Below are 18,869 nucleotides of genomic sequence, written 5' to 3'. Positions count from 1 at the left end.
GAACGAAGGAATGATCGTCGAAACCGGACATTACGCACTCGCTCTGGCCCTAGCTGTCACGCTGCTTCAGTCAGTTCTACCGCTTTGGGGGACCCGTACTGGTGATTCTGGACTCGCTTCCATCGCAGTCCCGGCCGCAATCACTCAGTTCCTGTTGTTGGGATATGCGTTCGCGGCACTGACTTACGCCCATGTGGTGTCCGACTTCAGTCTCGTGACAGTCGCCGAGAACTCGCTCACCACCAAGCCGCTTGTGTACAAGATCGCGGGCGTCTGGGGCAATCACGAAGGATCCATGCTGCTTTGGGTTCTGATCCTCGCGGCCTTCGGAGCGGCAGTGGCGGTTCTCGGGCGCGGCATGCGGAAGGAATTGCGCGCCGATACGCTAGCGGTCCAAGGCTGGATCTCCCTTGCTTTCCTCTGCTTCATCCTGTTCACCTCCGATCCCTTCGCGCGACGATTTCCGGCCCCAATTGAAGGCCTGGACCTTAATCCGCTTCTTCAAGACCCGGGCCTCGCGATACACCCGCCACTCCTTTACCTCGGCTATGTCGGTTCTTCGATCGTGTTCTCGTTCGCGGTAGCGGCGCTGATCGGCGGTCGACTAGACGCCGCTTGGGCTCGTTACGTTCGGCCGTGGATACTGATTGCCTGGATATTTCTAACGCTTGGTATCGCGATGGGCTCATATTGGGCCTATTACACCCTAGGCTGGGGCGGGTTCTGGTTCTGGGATCCGGTAGAGAACGCGTCGCTCATGCCCTGGCTTGCGGGTAGCGCGCTCTTGCATTCGGCGGCCGTCATGGAAAAACGCGAAGCTCTCAAGAACTGGACGCTGTTCCTGGCGATAGTTACATTCTCTCTCTCACTGCTCGGCACGTTCCTGGTGCGCTCAGGGGTCTTGACCTCCGTTCATTCCTTCGCCAGTGACCCGGCGCGCGGCGTCTTCATCTTGATTATTCTGACCGTGTTCATTGGCGGTTCCCTCTCGCTTTATGCCTGGCGCGCACCTTCCCTGAGTCAGCGTAGTCTGTTCGCGCCCATCTCACGCGAGAGCGTGCTCGTCGCCAACAACCTGCTGCTCACCACCTGCTGCGCTACGGTCCTAACCGGCACGCTCTACCCGCTCGCGCTTGAGGCTCTGACCGGGGACAAGATCTCGGTCGGCGCCCCATTTTTCAATCTGACGCTAGCTCCGCTGGTAGCGCTGATCGTTCTGCTGATGCCGCTCGGTCAGTCGCTCGCTTGGAAGCGAGGCGACCTGCTCGGTGCGGCGCAACGCGTAACGGTCGCAGCGTTGGGTGGGCTTCTTGTCGCCCTTGTGCTCGTTGCTGTCCGAGGCGGCCCCGTCCTCGCTGCGGTGGGGCTCGGCCTCGCGCTCTATCTCATCGTCGGTTCGTTCGCCGATGTGGCGTCGCGTGTCTGGGCACGCGGGCAGTCCGCTCGGGTGATGCTGGCCCGCGCGGTCGGGCTGCCGCGCTCGGCGTGGGGGGTGGCAATCGTTCACGCTGGCTTTGGCGTGACACTTATGGGTTTGGCTGCGACCGGTTGGGGCGTGGAGCGGATCGCGACCGTGGAGCTAGGTCACGGGATCGATCTCGGTCCCTATCACGTCACCATCGAGAATCTTCGATCGCGGCAGGGCCCGAACTATTCCGAAGTCGTGGCTAACACGGTCATCAGCCGGGGCGGCGCGGCCGTGGCGACCGTCGCGCCTTCCAAGCGCAGCTTTCCCGCACGACAGACCGCCGTCACCGAGGCAGGCATCGTGACGCTGGGTTTTGGTCAGATCTACATTTCGCTCGGGGACCAGCACCCGGATGGTTCGATCGATGCGCGCATGTTCTGGAAGCCACTTGTGACGGCCATATGGATCGGCGCCGTCATCATGGCGTTCGGAGGGATTGTGTCGTTATCCGATAGGCGCCTCAGAATCGGCTTCGCGCGCCGCGCGGCTACCGTACGTTCCGTCGCCAACCCCGCAGCGCCGCAGGCCGCCGAATGACTTCGCTTTGTCGCGTTTTTCTGCTCTCGATTGTACTCGCGGGCCTTGCGCCCGGCTTGGCAAGGGCGGTGCAGCCAGACGAGGTGCTGGTCGACACGAAACTTGAGGCGCGCGCGCGCGCTATTTCCTCCGGCCTGCGCTGCTTGGTCTGTCAAAACCAGTCGATCGACGATTCGAAAGCAGAGCTCGCGCGGGATCTCCGGCTGCTGGTGCGCGAGCGACTTAAACTTGGCGAGAGCGACGAGCAGGTCCGCGCCTTTCTGGTAAAGCGTTACGGGAACTTTATCCTGTTGAAGCCACCAATCGACTTAGAAACCGCTTTCCTCTGGGGAATGCCGGCTTTGGTGCTTGCAGCGGGCGGCATCGTTCTCCTGTTCGGATTGCGCCGCCAGCAGCCCATGCCGGCCGCACCACTTAGCCGAGCCGAGCGGGATCGCCTCGCGGCTCTGCTAGACGATACTCTGTCCTGAGGGGCAAGCCGCCTAGACTACGGAGACGTAGGGAATCGTTCCACGGCCGGGGCAGGAAACAAGCTCTTTCCGCGCATGTGCTCATCATTGTCCCGCGCCGCGAAGCGCTGCGGCTGCGGCGATTGGAGCGAGGGCGATGGATGCGAGTCCGAGCGCGCTGAGGACCAGGAAGGGCGTCAGAAAGGGCACTGTGCCACTCTCGGTCGCGGAGACACCGAAGATCAGCACTGGCACGGTTAACGGCACGACCAGGATTGACAGCAAAAGACCGCCGCGCCGTAGCGTCACGGTAAGAGCTGCACCGATTGCTCCCAGAAAAGTCAAAGCTGGCGTACCAACCAACAGCGTTGCTGCCACCGCCCAGAGAGCCGGGCCGTCTAAATCCAACATCAGACTAAACAAAGGCGAGAGCATAACGAGCGGCAGCCCCGTGACAAACCAGTGGGCCACGCACTTTACCAGAATAATGAGTTCCAGGGGCGCCGGCGATAGCAACATCTGGTCCAGCGAACCGTCTTCGTGATCCGCCTGGAACAGACGGTCAAGACCCAGTAGACTCGCGAGGAGCGCTGCTATCCAAAGAATGGCTGGACCGATGCGCGACAGCAAATGCAGGTCAGGTCCGATCGCAAAGGGTACGATCGTCACGAGACTGAGGAAGAAGACCAGGCCGAGAACCCCGCCTCCACCGACGCGGCGCGCCAGCATGAGGTCGCGAAGAAAAATGACAAGGAGAATACGGCTCATAGGCCCCGTCCGGCGTGGCTATCGCCTCGAGACCGCTCCGGAGAAATCGGCAGAGGAGCTAGACCTCCCCTTTCCCGACCTCGGCGACTAGGGAGGTGCGGACTGCACCCCAACAGTACGACCCTCAGATCGCTCTGAGCCTGACTTGGATCGTCTCCGGCAGACCGAGTGGTTCGTGGGTCGCGGCGAGCATCAATCCTCCGCTTTTGAGATGGTCGGCCACAATAGCCTTCAGCAAAGTGCGAGCGTGCTGGTCGAGCGCGGTTAGCGGCTCGTCGAGCAGCCATAACGGGCGATCTGCAATCAGGAGCCGGGCCAATGCGACACGGCGACGCTGCCCCGCGGAGAGATAGCCGACAGGCAGATCGAAAACGTGGGCTAACTCCATGCGGGCCAGCGCCTCTAACGGGGTTAGCCGATCTCGCCCCAAAATCCCCAGCCCAATCTCGAGGTTTTCGCGGACGGTCAATGCCGATTTCAGCGCGTCGAGATGGCCCACATAGTGGAGGCGCTCCGCCAGGGTTGCAGAATCCGTGGTCCCGGACTCCGCCCATGACATGCGGCCGGATCGCAGCGGTAAGAAACCGGCAATCGCGCGCAAGAGTGTGGATTTTCCTACGCCATTCGGCCCCGTCACTTCGGCGATTTCGCCAGAGTCCAGTCGCAAAGACACCCCGCCGAACACTACGCGCTCGCCGCGCGCGACGGAAAGATCCTCGATCAGGAGATTGCACCGCCGCGCGATATCCATTTTCATTTCCGGTCGCCCGTTGCTTGGTTCGGATCGTTCTTGAATATCCGGTTGGAGAGCTTTTCGAGTCCGGATCAGGGTGTTCGAGCGAAGGGAAGGCCCGTTGAAAAGAACCGCCCAAGAAAGTGAGGAATTTCAGTTCTTCGGGGCTGCCCACTAGAAGGATGCAAGCCCGATTGCGAACGTCGGCAGCAAAATGTGCCAGGCAACGACCGATGCGAACCGGTCGCGCGATAGAAGGACTGAATTCGGGCGCATCACCTTTTTTCTTCGGAAGCGTGTCGAAAATCGGCGGGTCTACCCCCAAACGGCTTTGCTTGGATGGTCCATCGTCCCAAATTGGCTGCCTCGGCCGCACCGTGGGGCGCGCAACGGCTTCCCAGCTGGGTCTGCGCCCGCCGGGTACCCGACACCCCTCCGATGCATGGTCCGGGCGGGGGTAGTTGCGAAGGGGACGCTCCCAAGTAAGGCTCTCAGGCAAGAGAGAGGGTGTCCCAAGTCTCAGCGAGCGCAGCTGTGAGTTGCTCTATGTGGCTATCCTCGTGATATGGCGACGGCGTAATGCGCAGACGCTCCGTCCCACGAGGGACCGTCGGATAGTTGATCGGCTGGATATAGATTGCGTGGCGCTCTAGAAGGCGATCTGCCGCCGCCTTGCACAGTTCCGCATCGCCGACAACCACAGGCACGATGTGAGTTTCGGTCGGGAGGACCGGAAGCCCGGCGGCTCGGAGCGCCCTCTTCGTTGCGGCGGCTTGCCGTTGGTGTGCTTCGCGCTCGGCAGACGAATGCTTCAGGTAACGAACTGATGCACGGGCTGCGGCGGCAATCGGTGGAGGGAGTGCTGTCGTGAAGATGAATCCGGGTGCGAAGCAGCGTACCGCGTCGCAGATTAATCGCGACGCCGAGATATAACCGCCAATGCAGCCAAACCCCTTGGCGAGGGTCCCCTCGATCACGCTGACGCGGTTCATCACGCCATCACGCTCGCTGATGCCGCCGCCGCGAGCGCCGTACAGGCCTACCGCGTGAACCTCATCAAGGTAGGTCATCGCACCATACCGGTCCGCAAGATCGCAAATGGCGCCGATCGGGGCCACATCGCCATCCATCGAGTATATCGACTCGAACACGACAAGCTTAGGGCGGTCTCCTGCCTCGCGCAGCAACGCCTCGAGGTGATCGAGATCGTTGTGTCGAAAAATCCGCTTTTCGCAGCTGGATTGACGGACGCCCTCTATAATCGAATTGTGGTTGAGTGCATCAGACAAGACCACACAGTCCGGGATCAGCTTACCAATCGTCGAGATGCCGGTTTGATTCGATACGTAGCCCGAGGTGAACACGAGGCTCGCTTCCTTGTCATGCAGATCAGCAAGCTCTGCCTCCAAATCAACCAAGGGCGAATTATTTCCGGCGATGTTACGTGTTCCACCCGCTCCGGCGCCGCAGCGCAGTGCCGTTGCAGTCAGCGCGCTCACGACCTCCGGATGCTGTCCCATGCCGAGATAATCATTCGAGCACCAAACCGTAATCTCGGTAATGGTCCCGTCAGATCGGCGCCATCTGGCGGCAGGAAAGCGGCCAGAGATGCGTTCGATGTCAGCGAAGACACGATAGCGCCGCTCGCCGTGCAGGCGCTCAAGAGACTCATGGAAATGACGTTCATAGATCTTGGCCACACAATTGTTTTCGGCAGTAGCGAATGTTTCGTCGGACGACATCAACGCTCTTTGCTCCGGTGCAACATCCGCGTACAAATTTCTATTACCGACGGATCCGCGCGTCGGGTGCCTTTCTCGCCAAGTTTCTGATACGTCCAGATCGAGCATCTCAATCTCTCCTCAACGGTAGCTCGACCATAGCTCATCACGCAGAGCACTTCTCACTCATCTCAGTTATAATTTGCATGACCCCTGGTTATAGTCGGGCGTCAACTGAGGCAGCTTATAAGTCCAGAGCAGTCCGGACCGCGGTCGCGACTCGACGGCAGACACGGTTGATGAAGCCTTAGGATGCCTGGGGTTATAAGCGGAAGATGAGGACAGTCATCTGCGGCTCGATTCTCTTTGTCGGCCCCACACATCGCCATCGTGAGCGCGTCATCTGGCAGCGCCTCCGCAATGCCTTGATGTTCCTTGGGCGCGCACCCAGCTGTCCCGCTTCTCGTCGGGGGCGTGGATGATCGCTTTCGCCTTGGGGTGAACTGGGGCGACGACAGCGTTCGATGCTGGTCTGAAATCTGTACACCTGATGCGAAGGCGGCACCGCCTTTGACTCGGTGCCGCAATCTGCTTTGAAGATCGGTGGTTCCAAATCCCGGCGCTCGAGGTCAAAATATAGATAGCCGGCGTGAGCGTGTCGCCAATCGTCGGTGATGCAGGTCTCTGGAACGCCCGCATTTGCTCGTTCCAGTCTCGCATGCGAGCCGATCATCGTGCCGGCGTTTCCGCTGCGCGTTCGACCGATGCATGGGACAGACGCGCCGTAGGTGCTCCCCGCAATTTAGTACCAGTCTTGCGATCACGGCTGCGAAAGACCCGAACAGGAGCCGCAAGAACTTGCGTGGCGGCCGACCACCTCTGAGACCGCAGAAGACGCCCATAGTCAGCAATTTGCCTGCTGTAGGCCCGGCTGTCGCGTTGGCTGCGGTCGGGCCGGCTCCTTGATGATCTCAGGTCACGAGAGCGGCGTAGCATCAGCTTCGGTATTGTTCGAGCCGAGCCGAAGCCTGTGCGCCCTTGCAGGTGGCACCTGAACCTCGCATTACGTCAATTAGCGACTGAGCTTTGCCTTCCCCTCTTCTACGAGTATTCCGGCAACGTGAATTGGAAAATGGCGCCCCGGGGCACGTTGGCAGCCGCCCACAGTTGCCCCTGATGCGCCTCAATTATGGAACGGCAAATGGACAGCCCCATTCCCAAACCGCTCGTTTTGGTCGTGTAGAAAGCATCGAACACCCGCTCGGTGTTTTCGACAGCCAGCCCGGGACCCGAATCCCGCACCGCCACGAGCACGCCCCCGGGGCCGTCTCTCTCGGTGCTTATTATCAATTTTTTTGGTCCTTCCACTGTCCCGCTCATCGCCTCGGCGGCGTTAACAAATAAATTGAGAAGAACCTGTTGGATTTGGACGCGATCGCCCAGCACGGCCGGCAGGCTCTCGGTAAGCTGCGTCTGAACAGCGACGCCATTCTTCGACATCTCGCCGCTCGTCAATGCCGCGACCTCCAGGACTGTTGAATTGATGTCGAAGCTGTCCTTTTGTGGAGGCGCCTTTTTCACGAGAGCCCGCGTCCGATCGATAATATCACCGGCTCGAAAGCCGACCTTGACGATCTCGCCAAGCGCCAGCTTGACTTCCTCCAGATCTGGCGGTTGCGCGCGCAGGAAGTTCAGAGCCGCGTTGGCGGAATTAATTGATGCTCCGATCGGCTGGTTGATCTCGTGGGCAATTGAAGCCAGCAGCTGCCCCATCGTTGCGACGCGGTTGGCATGTGCGAGCTCATTCTGTACTTCGCTATACCGCCGCTCGCTCTCTCGTATCGCTGCTTCCGCTCGCTTGCGATCGGTTAAGTCGAGCACGAAGGCGACGCCTTCATCTGACTTTTCTTCGAATGTCGCACCTCCAACCAACACAGGCACGCGATCGCCATTCTTGCGAAAATACTCCTTCTCGTACGGTTGGGCAGTTCCAGTCGTTTCTAATTCTCTGACCCGTCGCTCGTCCGCGCTGCGCCAATCGTCAGGCGTCAAGTCCTTCCATAGAAGACGCCCCGAAACGAGATCGTCGCGCTCGTAGCCCACAATTCGGAGAAAGGCGTCATTAGCATCAATGATACGGCCATCAAAACTCCAGATGAATATCCCGATAATGTTGGCGTTGACTAAGCGCCGGATCTTCGCTTCCAACCCATTGGCCAGCGCCCGCACGGCTGTTTCCGCCTGTTGCCGCGCGGCGATTTGTAATTTGAGGTCTTCAATGCACTCGACGGTTTGGTACGCTAGGGAGGCGAATTGTCCCAAGGTATTCATGATCCTTTCATCTTCCGAATCGAACTTGCGGCGCTCGCCGTGCGTGATCGCCCAGATTGTCCCGACAGCCTTGCCCCCGATGTAAAACGGGACCAGGAGGCACTCGTCCGCCGCGGGCGTTATCGGGATGAAGTATGGGTAACGCAGCTCGAAATGTCGAAACAACAATGTACGATCTTGATCGAGCACGTCTCCGCAGGGCCCGAAATCGCGCGGCGTCCCGCGGCCAATATGCCGTTTCCATTCGCCAGCAATGGCCGGCCAATAAAACCGTTTCCCACCATCATCCTTCGTTAGCAAACTGAGGCCAGAAGAATCACACTGGGTGACGTCGAGAATTATCTCGGCAAGTGTCTGAAGGATATTCGATGGTGACTCAACGAGCGCGCCGGCCAGCGCTACCAGCGCGCGGTTCTCCTTCTCGTGGTCGGGTGGACGCCACGGGCGACGATGCAGCTCCTCTGTGCAAAGGATCGCTTCTAGAGATACCGCCCCAGGGGGGACTGAAGCCTCGGCAGGAAAGTAATTTGTCGATGAGGTTGTCTCGATCATGGTTCGCCTCCGTACGGCGAAAGCGCTGCCGAGCAATTGAAGAACGCCCCAGGGTAAACGACATGTCGGTTACCCGTCATCACCCCCGAACGCGCTAAAGGCGTGGGGGTTCCCGATGCAGCGGGACATTCTATCTTGCGTTCAGGCTACAGGAAAGTCGTTTGAGAGGGCAGCATAAACGGTGGTCAAACCTAATGAGTGTAACGGCCCGAATCAGATCGCTCCCCACGAGTTGTTGCCACTAGGTCCTGACTCGGAAAAGCGATCAAGAAGTTCTCTTCCCGGGCTGGGAGGTGGTCAGCGTCTCACGCCGCAAGCCTGACCCGCCCAGTTGCGGGATAGTGAGTTCCTGCCGGGTCTCGGCACGCGGAATGTGCCGCGGCGCTTTGAGCCGCTGACTGACAACGACGCTGCATGAGAAGCTCGAGTTCGTCCCAGGCCGGCCTGGCGCGTCTCTGACTGTTGAAGGTGACTGTAGCGCCGGCAGTCAAGTGGCTGCAGCGCTGGCGCGACCATAACAGCAACACGCGCTGAAGCCGAGTGGTGAAAGCGTTTCGCTGCTCGAAGAGTGTGCGACCGAGATATCGGCGGTGATCACGAAGAGCCCGACCAGATTAGGCTGGGGACGTTTGCTGAGCCGCTGAGCTGTGCGAGCGCCCTATTCGGGCCATTCGCTCTGGCGTGTTCTCGACTGCCACAATTACACGCTCAAGAACATGCAAGCCGCCGAACGGTAGTGAGCAGATGTAGCGCGAGCACGCCGACGTCGAAAAGCAAGAACTGACGCCGGCAATTCCCCCTCACCGCGGTGTGCTAGTTCGAGAAGACGTCATTCCGGATGGGCATTAATTTCATGACCCTTTGTTTCTTTCGCATTACGGCAGCCACGACTAACCTTACCTGTGCGTAGTCAATGAGACCAACTGCGTGCGAATGCCATCATTGCTCATTCGGCGACATACAGCTGGTCAGAGGAGAGCGATCATGAAACGTACAGTACTAGCACTTTCCACCATCCTCGGCGCTGGCGCTATTGCAAGCGCAGTTTTCGCACAGCAGCCGCAGCTTCCACCACCTGACGATTGGCACGCCACCAGCCGCTATCTTCCTGAATACACGAAGGAGGGTGACCTCATCCTGCCAAAGAATTTTCACGAATGGGTTTATGTTGGTTCGCCACTGACGCCCAATTTCCTAAACCCTCCCAAAGCAAACTTTCCCGAATTTCATAACGTTTATATCGAGCCTGGTTCTTACGAGATCTACAAGAAAACCGGCGTCTTTCCTGAGGGAACAATCTTTGTGAAAGAACTGCAGCTCATGCAGCCTGCCACTCATCCGGACGGTTCGAGAACCGAGCCATCGGGAAAAGGCTTCTTCCCTGGTGCGTTCAACGGGGCCGATGTGACTGTCAAAGACACCAAGAGATATAAGGCTACCGATGGTTGGGGCTATTACAACTTCCATCACTATGAGCCCAAGGCGGCCTCCGCCAGTGTCCGACCGATCGAGGAATGCGCCTACTGCCACATTGCGAGTGCAAAGCGGGATGACGTCTGGACACAGTTCTACGCGTTGCTCGACCAGGTGCCGGTGCCGCCCGGCCAAACCATAAAGAAGTAGGGAGAACTGTGATGAAATTCCGTGGAAGCGCGGCCGCAGCGTCCGCGTTCGTGATGGTCGTGAGCGTGGGATCCCTCATCTCACAGCCTGCCAATAGCCAACCCGCCCGTGCACAGGAACAACTTGTTGATGCGGCAGGTAACATGCATATCCCGAAGAATTACCGGACCACATACGAATTCCTTGGGAGCTGGTCTATCGCGGGTGATAAGGGCGCCAAGCAGATCCACGTCGTGTACGCTTCGCCAGGAACTGCGGCGGCCTATCGCGCGACGGGCAAATTCCCTGAACGTTCGGTCCTCGTGAAGGAAGTTTATGAAGCGGCCACTTCGGATATGACGACCGGGACGGTGAGCCATCAAGAAATCCTCAAAGGCTGGTTCATGATGGTGAAGGACAGCAAAAACAGTCATCCCGATAATAAGCTGTGGGGCAATGGTTGGGGTTGGTCTTGGTTCGACGCGGGTGACCCTGTGAAAACGACCTCAACGAACTTCCAGTCTGATTGTCTAGGCTGCCACATCCCCGCCAAGGCAACCGACTGGATCTATGTGCAAGGCTATCCCGGACTGAAAAAGTGACAGTTCGTTAGCGAGCTGCGCTCGAAGTATGTGTGCAAAACGGGACTGAATGCAGAAAAAAGGTAGAGCCATGGAGTCCAGCAAAAAGCGCGGCAGATGCATTTGCGGATCGATGATGATCCTTGTGGTGTCGCTTTCGGCACCTCAAGGGAGTCTAGCCGCCAGTGCACCTGTTGATAAGAGGATCACAAAGCAATTCCTTACGTCTGGTCAGGTGGACCTCGCACGAGAGGTGGTAACGCTGCCGCTCCATCGTGGGCGTCTTTCTTCGGGAGAAACTGTTTGGTTCGTGCTTACCGACGTAAGTGATTTTGCTACCTCAAAAAAGATGGGGCTCACTTGGGCGCCGAGTCTTGCTAAAGCCAAAGACCTGACGAGCACGCGGGTCGCGGAAATGGACGACTCGGGCAACTTCACGTTCAAATCTGGCCGGATCGATTTCTCGCCGTCGCAGACGCTAGTGGCGGGAGAGGCGCCCAACTTTTTTCCTCCTAGGACGGCCCGGGCCGGGTCTGTCGGAGATGCGCACTACAGTCCATTGGTTCGGGTGACGAACGATAAGGACATTGTCTTTAATGCTCCGGTCATCGCGTTCGACGTCGGGCCAGAGAAGATCGCGTTCTGCAACGGCAGTCCTGATTATTCTGTTGTGACGGACTCCGTGGCGAGCATCTGTCCTGATAAGGGCACCGTGGACCTGAAGCTCCGGTTTGGCTTCGCGAACGGCAAACACCTCCGCTACCTTAGCTTTGACGCAAACTCCGAAGAGTCGGCGACCCTCGAGTCGTCCACCTTTGCGCCGGCGGAGAGCGACATTCTGCAGAGCGGCGCGACAGAGGTGATCTATACGATTGTGAACGGCAACATGGGTACGAAAGATCCCAACCGCCAAGGGCTCGACAGCGCCATCAAGGGAGAGGGGCCCTCGCTCGACATCCTCGCGCACTTCACAGAGATTAGCGCCGGATATTCTCCGATGTGGGACGTGCGATTGGCCGAGTGGAGCACGGAGGCTATCTCGCAGGGTCAACGGAAACTGATCACTGACGGCGATGATCTCGAAGCCAAGAGCGCGTCAGGTTTACTGGTGAGCCCCGCCGGGGGGGCAGTAAAGACGACGGGGAATCTGGTGAATTGCCCGGTCGTTGGCTTCACGAACGAATAATCTCCTGGCGCACATAACTGCGCTTTTCTATTCATACAGGGGAGCGCAATCGAAATTGATCGACCAAGCGGTTGGAGTCTCCTTAAGTGAGCCACCGGTCGCTGTTTTCCAACGTTGTCGAATTCTGAGGCTTGGGAAGGTGGCCCATGTTGGTGAGAGGCGGACATTTGGCCCCGCGCAAGCCGTAGATGAGCCACTTGCGGCCTTATAGTAATTTGCGTCCTATTCGATCACCTCGCTGGCTTCGGCGAGCGGCGACAGTGGCACCGTCAGTCCGAGCGCCTTGCTGTCCTGAGATTGATCAGGAAATCGAATTTGGTCGGCTGCATGACAGGCAGGTCAGCGGGCTTTTCGCCCTTGAGGATCCGGCCGCCGTAGGCTCCGGCGTTCTGGTAGCTCTCTGAAGTTGGGCCCGTAGCTGATCAACCCTGCGGCGACCGCGCACTCGCGGGAATTGATACATCGCCGGCAGGCGCTTCTGCGCTGCAAAGCCGACGATGCGATTGCAGGGGCGGGTGGTTCCTGGCGCAGTATTCCACTGGACCTCCGCTCGGCCAACGGCGGCAGGGACCCCGCCAATTCCCGGACCAGAATAGACGCTCCTGGGCGCAGTAATCGGCCGGAGTGTGTCGGGCATCACACTCTGAACCGATATCCGCATTTGCGGTTGGGCTAGCTAACGACCGCCTAGTCAGCCCGGCTCCGGCGCGAGCGGACCCCGAGTGAAGCTCTCGTCTCCTTTCCCCCGATGGCATCCGGGGCCTCTTCCACTCATAGCCGGGCTGCGCAACTTCCGGCGGTGTTGTATCAGACAGACGTCAATATCGCTCAATTGCACTCGCGTCGCGCCGGCATTGGCGAAGGTGATCGCTGGCGTTAGACTGTGGTCGAGGCGCCCTGCGACTTTGGTCTAGTGAGGGCGGATAACTTTGTCGGGCAAGTGGTGGATAGGAAAGGCACCGCATTCTGGAAGTCTGATTTCGACTTTCAGGCCAGCGAACTCGAAAGTGCCGCCCATCGCGAACTTTCGACGTGAGGCGAACATGTTCATGGAAAGGTCAGTGGCAGGATTACACGGGCAAGAGCTTGTACTCTCGAATCTTTCGCCCAGCGTCGCTCAAAGGCGGTTCGCGCTTGGGGTTGTACTAGTGCTGCTCGTTGTATTTGTCATCGTGGCAGGCCCGCTATCGGGCCTGCCGCTGAGGCGGGTTGACGCCTTCATACCCGCTTACGGCACCGCGATTTTCGTCATCGACTCTATCACCGCAGCCCTGCTCTTCGCGCAGTTTTCCGTCGTACGTTCGTATGCGCTCCTCGCACTGGCGAATGGCTATTTCCTGACGGCGCTCATCGCAATTCCTTGGACGCTCACTTTTCCAGGCGTATTGGCGCCGGAGGGCGGCCTTGGCGGCGGCCTTCAGAGTACGGTGTGGCTCTACGTCCTGTCGCACCTCGGCTTCGCGCTGTTCGCAATCGTCTATACCCTGCTGAAGGATGCCGATCCGATGGAGTGGGTATCGCCACGCTCCATTCGTGCGTGGGTTCTTACGACAGTCGGATTAGTTACTGCGCTCGTCTGTTGCGCGACAGTTTTCGTTACAGCAGGCCATGCGCTCCTCCCGCGCATCATGCTCGACACGGCGGAGGTTTCCTATCTCTGGTACTACGTGATCGGACCGATGGCGGCATTATTCGTCGTCGCACTCGTCTTGCTATGGCTGCGGCACCGCTCGGTGCTCGATCTCTGGCTGATGTTGGTCTTGTTTGCATACATTGTCGAGATCGCCCTCACCGCCTTTCCAATTCCGTACCGCTTTAGCATCGGCTGGTATGCCGGGCGAATTTACGGTGTGCTTTCCGGCAGCTTTGTGCTGCTCATACTGATGAAAGAAGTGACGATGCTTTACGGTGAACTGTTGCGCGCAGTCCTCGCCCAACGCCGCGAGCGCGAGGTGCGTCTGCTGACGGGGGACGCGGTTGCCGCCACCGTTGCGCATGAGATCAAGCAGCCACTGTCAGCGATGATTATGAACGCCAGTACGGGCCTCCGCTGGCTTGATCGCGCGACGCCCAACATCGATGAGGCCAAAGCCGCATTACAGGGAATCGTTAGCAGCGGGCACCGTGCGGACGCGGTGATCGAGAATATTCGGACGCTATTCAAGAGGGATGCGCGAACCCGGACCTCGCTCGACGTCAACAACCTGATCCGCGAAGCTCTGGATCTCGTGCGTGACGACCTGCAGAAGTATCGGGTAGCGGTTCAAACCGACTACAACCCATCGCTCCCACCGATAGAGGGCAACCAGGTTCAGCTGCAGCAGGTGCTCGTGAATTTGATCACAAACGCGATCGATTCAATGGCCACTGAAGATGGGGACCGGATACTTTCCTTAAGGTCTAAAGTATACGACCCCGTCAATCTTTTGGTATCGGTGGAAGACGTGGGGAAGGGCGTCGAGCCGAGCGCTGTCGATCTGATATTCAAACCGCAGTTTACGACCAAGGTGCACGGGATGGGGATGGGGCTGTCAATTTGCCGATCGATCATCGAGGCCCATGGGGGCCGATTGTGGGTGACCGCCAATCTGCCCCAAGGTGCCATTTTTCAATTCACGCTGCCTGTCCACCGGGAGCACTAGCTTGCGCAGTGCTTCTCAGCCGCGTCTGTTTCCGTTCGGCCACAGTCAGCGGCGAAATCGCCGGATTGGGGTTCGCGTGACCTCATGTTCGAGTCACTTCAATGTCTGGCTCAGCGTGCGTCGCGATATCCCACCTCTCAGATTGAACATTTTTTGCCATCGCGCATCGATCGCCCAGAAAGACACTCACTACCATCGCGGCCACTTAGCGCGCCTCGGCCTTTCACACTTTGCGCGAGATCATCGCAGCGCGGTTATGAAGGAGATGGTGGTTTTGACGGGAGAGGGCATCCTTTTTGCTTATATATCTTTGCGCCTCATCGTGGTTCACCTCGCTGGTGCGGCGTGGTACTCACTAGATCAAGTGCGACGAGGTGACATTCAAGGGAGCGCCGAGCTGCTCAAAGCGCGGTAAGCGCCGATGGCGAGCTCTTTCGCCGAGGGCATTCGCGCACACAGATCCGCGTTTGGAGGAGCACGTCGCAAAGGCGAGGGGATTGAGGGTGGAACCGATCAACCCGCTTGGCGTTGCGCTGTACGGTTTGTAGGCGTCCTCGCGGCCGGTCGCGATGGAACATCTCGACGTCACCGCTACCGCCTCGATGAGCGCGGCCAAAAAATTGGAGGAAGCGCGGTGATACGGGACGAGGGGGGCAGCCGCCCCCCAGAGTTTCTTTCTGGTGGCGGCGAAATGGGCGCACTCATGCGTGCCCATGACTGGACGCAGTCCCCGTTGGGGCCACCGGCGCAATGGCCCGATTCGCTCAAGATGGCCCTAAGCATCTTGCTCAACTCGCGGTTCCCAATGGTTATTTTCTGGGGGCCGGAGTTTACAGTGCTCTACAACGATGCCTGGCGGCCTATACTCGGTGCGGGGGGCAAGCATCCGAAGGCGCTAGGCAGTCCGGGCATCGAGGTTTGGCCGGAGGTTTGGGACATCCTTGGTGCGCAGCTTGACGGTGTATTGAAGGGGGGTGAAGCAACCTGGTCCGAAGACCTGCTGCTTCCGCTGGAGCGCTACGGCTATCTCGAAGAGGCGTACTTCACCTACTCATATAGTCCCATCAAGGCCGCCGATGGTCGCGTCGGCGGCGCGTTCACCGCGGTCTTCGAAACGACAGAGCGGGTTCTCAGTGAGCGTCGGATGCAGATTTTGCGCGAACTGGCCGCAAGGACCGCAGAATCGAAAAGCGTCAAGGAAGCATGCCGTACCTTCGCCGAGGTCCTTGGGGAAAATAACCCGGAAATCCCTTTCGCTCTCTTGTACTTGGTCGATGACGATGGGCAGGGCGTCTCACTCGCGGCTTCGGCCGGCCTCCAAAGGTCGAACTATCATCCGGCTGGCCATCTCGCGCTGGATGGGAATGACGGGTGGTCCATCGCGCGGGCCGTGCGCAACGGTGAGCCGATTGTGCTCGATGATCTACATTTGCGTGTTGCGGCGCTGCCTGCGGGCATTTGGCCTGAGCCGACGCGGCAGGCGATTGTCTTGCCGGTGGCGAAATCGGGCCAGCATGCCGGCGTGACCGGTGTGCTTATTGGCGGAATCAATCCCCGCCGGGAGCTCGACGTCCGGTATCGACGGTTCTTCGATCTGGTGGCTGCGCAAATGGCCACGGCGGTCGCCAACAGCCGCGCCTATGAAGAAGAGCGCCGCCGGTCCGAGGCCCTCGCCGAAATCGATCGCGCTAAGACCGCCTTCTTTTCCAACGCAAGCCACGAGTTCCGCACGCCTTTGACCCTGATGCTCGGGCCGCTCGAAGATGCCCTGGTGCGCCATCCGACGGCGGCCACGATTGTCTCCGAGCGGCGCGATCTTGAGATCATGCACCGCAACGGCCTGCGGCTGCTCAAATTGGTCAACACGCTGCTTGACTTCTCCCGCATTGAGGCGGGCCGTGTCCGGGCGCTCTATGAGCCCATCGACTTGGCTGTCTATACGGCGGAAGTCGCCAGTAATTTCAGGTCAGCGATGAGCCGGGCGGGCCTACGTTTCACCATCGACTGCCCACCTCTCTCCGGCCCCGTCTACGTCGACCGGGACATGTGGGAGAAGATCGTCCTCAACCTCGTGTCGAACGCCTTCAAGTACACGTTCAACGGAGAAGTCGCGGTGGTGCTTCGGCCCGCAGGACCCTCGGTACAGCTAGTCGTCCGTGACACCGGGGTGGGTATCCCAGAGTCCGAGCTTCCGCGGCTTTTCGAGCGCTTCTATCGCGTCGAGGGCCAGGAGGGCCGCACGATGGAGGGGACCGGGATCGGACTAGCGCTCGTACAGGAACTCGTCAGGTTGCACGGCGGCACGGTGTGGGCGCAAAGCGTTCTCGGGAGCGGCACAACCTTCACGGTGATGATTCCGATGGGCACCGCCCACCTGCCGAGAGAGCGAATTGGCGGCGAGCCGACGATGGCTCAAACGGGGGGCCAGGCGGAAGCCTTCGTCGAGGAGGCGTTGCGCTCGCTCCCCGGCGGTGTGGCACACGAGGGTGCGATCGAAAAGGAACTGATCAGTCCACATCGGGTCGCTGCTGCAGTCGAACGTGCAACGGTGTTGGTTGCCGACGACAACGCCGATATGCTCGAGTACGTACGGCGCCTGCTGGCCGCGCGCTATGACGTGCAGGCTGTTGCGGATGGCCAGGCAGCGCTCGACGCCGCCCGCGCGAGGCGTCCGGACCTCATCCTCACAGATGTGATGATGCCGCGGCTTGACGGGTTCGGCCTCCTTCAGGCGATCCGTAGAGATGGTGCTCTTCGTGACGTGCCGGTAGTCCTGCTTTCGGCACGTGCTGGCGAGGAAGCGAAGGTTGAGGGACTAGAAGCAGGCGCCGATGACTATCTTCTGAAGCCGTTCAGCGCCCGCGAGCTGATCGCCCGCGTCGAAGCAAACCTGCAATTGGCGCGGCTTCGGCGCGAGACCAGTGAAAGCGAGCGGCGATACCGCCAAACGCAGGCTGAGCTTGCTCACATTAGTCGGGTGATCTCCCTTGGAGAGTTGACGGCCTCGATCGCGCACGAGGTGCAACAGCCACTCGCGGCCGTCGACAACGGCGCCTTGGCCTGTCGGAAATGGCTCGACCGCGCAACTCCGGACTTGGACGAAGCGCGCGGTTGCCTGGAATTGATCGTCAAAGCTAACAATCGAGCGAGTGAGGTGATCCGGCGCATCCGGACGCTCGCGAAAAAGGCTGAGATTGAGAAAGTAACGCTCGACGTCAATGACGTCATCAATGAGGTCATCGCGCTGCTGGAGGGTGAGTTAACCAGCCACCTGGTGTCGTTGCATTTGGAGTTGGCCCCAACCCTGCCCACGATCATGGCCGATCGGGTCCATTTGCAGCAGGTGGTTATGAACCTGGTGATGAATGGTATTGAAGCCATGCAATCGGTCACGGATCGCCCGCGGCAACTGATGATCCAATCTGGCCAACAAGAGACACAACAAGTGCACGTAAGTGTGACGGATTGCGGTGTCGGGATCTCCACCGAGAATGCGGGGCGGCTGTTCGAGCCCTTCTTCACTACAAAATCCAGCGGCATGGGTATGGGACTCTCAATCTGCCGTTCGATCATCGAAGCCCACGGTGGCCGGCTGTGGGTCACTCCAAACGCGCCCTTCGGCGCAACGTTTGAGTTCACGCTGCCGGTGAATGCTGATCAGGCGGCATGAGGCTGCCGGCACGCGCCATCCAAAAAACAGGAAGTCGCGGCTTCCACTTGGCAATGACTTATGGCGCGCACCCCGTGAAGCTGCCGCGCCGCACGCCACAGTCACCGCGATCGCCGTCAGGCGGCGTTTCTCCGCGGCAGCCTCCAATGCGAACGGATGAAATGGCAGGTGTAGCCGTTCGGATAGCGTTCCAGATAATCCTGGTGCTCGGGCTCCGCTTCCCAGAAATCGCCAGCGGGCGAGAGCTCGGTCATAACCTTTCCGGGCCAAAGTCCTGAGGTCTCGACATCGGCAATGGTATCTTCGGCGACACGACGCTGTTCCTCACTCGTGTAGAAAATCGCCGACCTGTAGCTTGCACCTCGGTCGTTTCCCTGCCGGTTGGGCGTCGTCGGGTCGTGGATTTGGAAGAAAAACTCTAGCAGGTCGCGGAAGCTCGTCTGGCTCGGTTCGAAATTGATCTCAATTGCTTCGGCGTGTGTGCCGTGGTTGCGGTACGTGGCGTTCTTGATGTCGCCGCCAGAATAGCCGACCCGTGTCGAGACCACGCCGGGCAAGCGTCGCACCAACTGCTGCATTCCCCAGAAGCATCCTCCTGCCAAGATCGCGCGCTCTGTAGTCGCTACCAT

At 59.3% G+C, this 18,869-nt stretch carries 12 protein-coding genes; 7 read left to right on the top strand and 5 right to left on the bottom strand.

The genetic code is table 11. The features are described from left to right. Positions 1-10 precede the first annotated feature (10 nt). Positions 11-2,005: a heme lyase CcmF/NrfE family subunit gene (locus XH84_RS23340; protein ID WP_128921391.1), complete on the top strand. Its 1,995-nt coding sequence runs from the start codon at positions 11-13 to the stop codon at positions 2,003-2,005. Next, positions 2,002-2,475 (top strand): cytochrome c-type biogenesis protein, encoded by a 474-nt coding sequence (locus tag XH84_RS23335; RefSeq protein ID WP_128921392.1) that lies wholly within the window; start codon positions 2,002-2,004, stop codon positions 2,473-2,475. Before XH84_RS23340 ends, XH84_RS23335 begins: the two co-directional genes overlap by 4 nt. An 84-nt stretch (positions 2,476-2,559) precedes the next feature. On the opposite strand, the gene ccmB is transcribed toward XH84_RS23335, so the two are convergent. The 4 genes from ccmB to XH84_RS41915 form a co-directional block, all read right to left on the bottom strand. Next, positions 2,560-3,222 (bottom strand): heme exporter protein CcmB, encoded by a 663-nt coding sequence (ccmB, locus tag XH84_RS23330; RefSeq protein WP_128921393.1) that lies wholly within the window; start codon positions 3,220-3,222, stop codon positions 2,560-2,562. Positions 3,223-3,346: 124 nt separating this feature from the next. Further along, the gene (gene ccmA / locus XH84_RS23325; protein ID WP_128921466.1) at positions 3,347-3,973 is read right to left on the bottom strand and encodes a heme ABC exporter ATP-binding protein CcmA; all 627 of its coding nucleotides are present in this window, start codon (positions 3,971-3,973) and stop codon (positions 3,347-3,349) included. A gap of 473 nt (positions 3,974-4,446) precedes the next feature. After that, entirely contained in the window at positions 4,447-5,697 is a 1,251-nt protein-coding gene (gene hemA / locus XH84_RS23320) for a 5-aminolevulinate synthase (protein WP_128921467.1), read from the bottom strand. A gap of 1,080 nt (positions 5,698-6,777) precedes the next feature. Beyond that, entirely contained in the window at positions 6,778-8,559 is a 1,782-nt protein-coding gene (locus XH84_RS41915; protein WP_128948503.1) for a GAF domain-containing sensor histidine kinase, read from the bottom strand. Between the two features lie 984 nt (positions 8,560-9,543). Between XH84_RS41915 and XH84_RS23310 the strand changes: the two genes are divergently transcribed. The 5 genes from XH84_RS23310 to XH84_RS23290 all read left to right on the top strand — a co-directional run bounded on the left by XH84_RS23310 (position 9,544) and on the right by XH84_RS23290 (position 18,240). Then, positions 9,544-10,182, top strand: coding sequence for a cytochrome P460 family protein (locus XH84_RS23310; protein WP_128921394.1), 639 nt, complete (start codon positions 9,544-9,546; stop codon positions 10,180-10,182). A gap of 11 nt (positions 10,183-10,193) precedes the next feature. Further along, on the top strand, positions 10,194-10,763 hold the full coding sequence (locus XH84_RS23305) for a cytochrome P460 family protein (protein WP_128921395.1): 570 nt from the start codon (positions 10,194-10,196) through the stop codon (positions 10,761-10,763). A gap of 70 nt (positions 10,764-10,833) precedes the next feature. Then, positions 10,834-11,928: a DUF7482 domain-containing protein gene (locus XH84_RS23300; protein WP_128921396.1), complete on the top strand. Its 1,095-nt coding sequence runs from the start codon at positions 10,834-10,836 to the stop codon at positions 11,926-11,928. Between the two features lie 1,043 nt (positions 11,929-12,971). Further along, positions 12,972-14,570 (top strand): MASE4 domain-containing protein, encoded by a 1,599-nt coding sequence (locus XH84_RS23295; RefSeq protein WP_245471820.1) that lies wholly within the window; start codon positions 12,972-12,974, stop codon positions 14,568-14,570. 835 nt (positions 14,571-15,405) lie between these two features. After that, the gene (locus XH84_RS23290; protein ID WP_164936496.1) at positions 15,406-18,240 is read left to right on the top strand and encodes an ATP-binding protein; all 2,835 of its coding nucleotides are present in this window, start codon (positions 15,406-15,408) and stop codon (positions 18,238-18,240) included. A gap of 116 nt (positions 18,241-18,356) precedes the next feature. Here the strand turns inward: XH84_RS23290 and msrA are convergent, their stop codons facing one another. Next, positions 18,357-18,869 (bottom strand): peptide-methionine (S)-S-oxide reductase MsrA, encoded by a 513-nt coding sequence (gene msrA, locus XH84_RS23285; protein WP_128921398.1) that lies wholly within the window; start codon positions 18,867-18,869, stop codon positions 18,357-18,359.

The sequence above is a fragment of the Bradyrhizobium nanningense genome (assembly GCF_004114535.1).
Taxonomy (GTDB): Bacteria; Pseudomonadota; Alphaproteobacteria; order Rhizobiales; family Xanthobacteraceae; genus Bradyrhizobium; species Bradyrhizobium nanningense.
The sequence above is the reverse complement of the archived record's forward strand: the minus strand, read 5'-3'. Positions and strand labels throughout refer to the sequence as shown.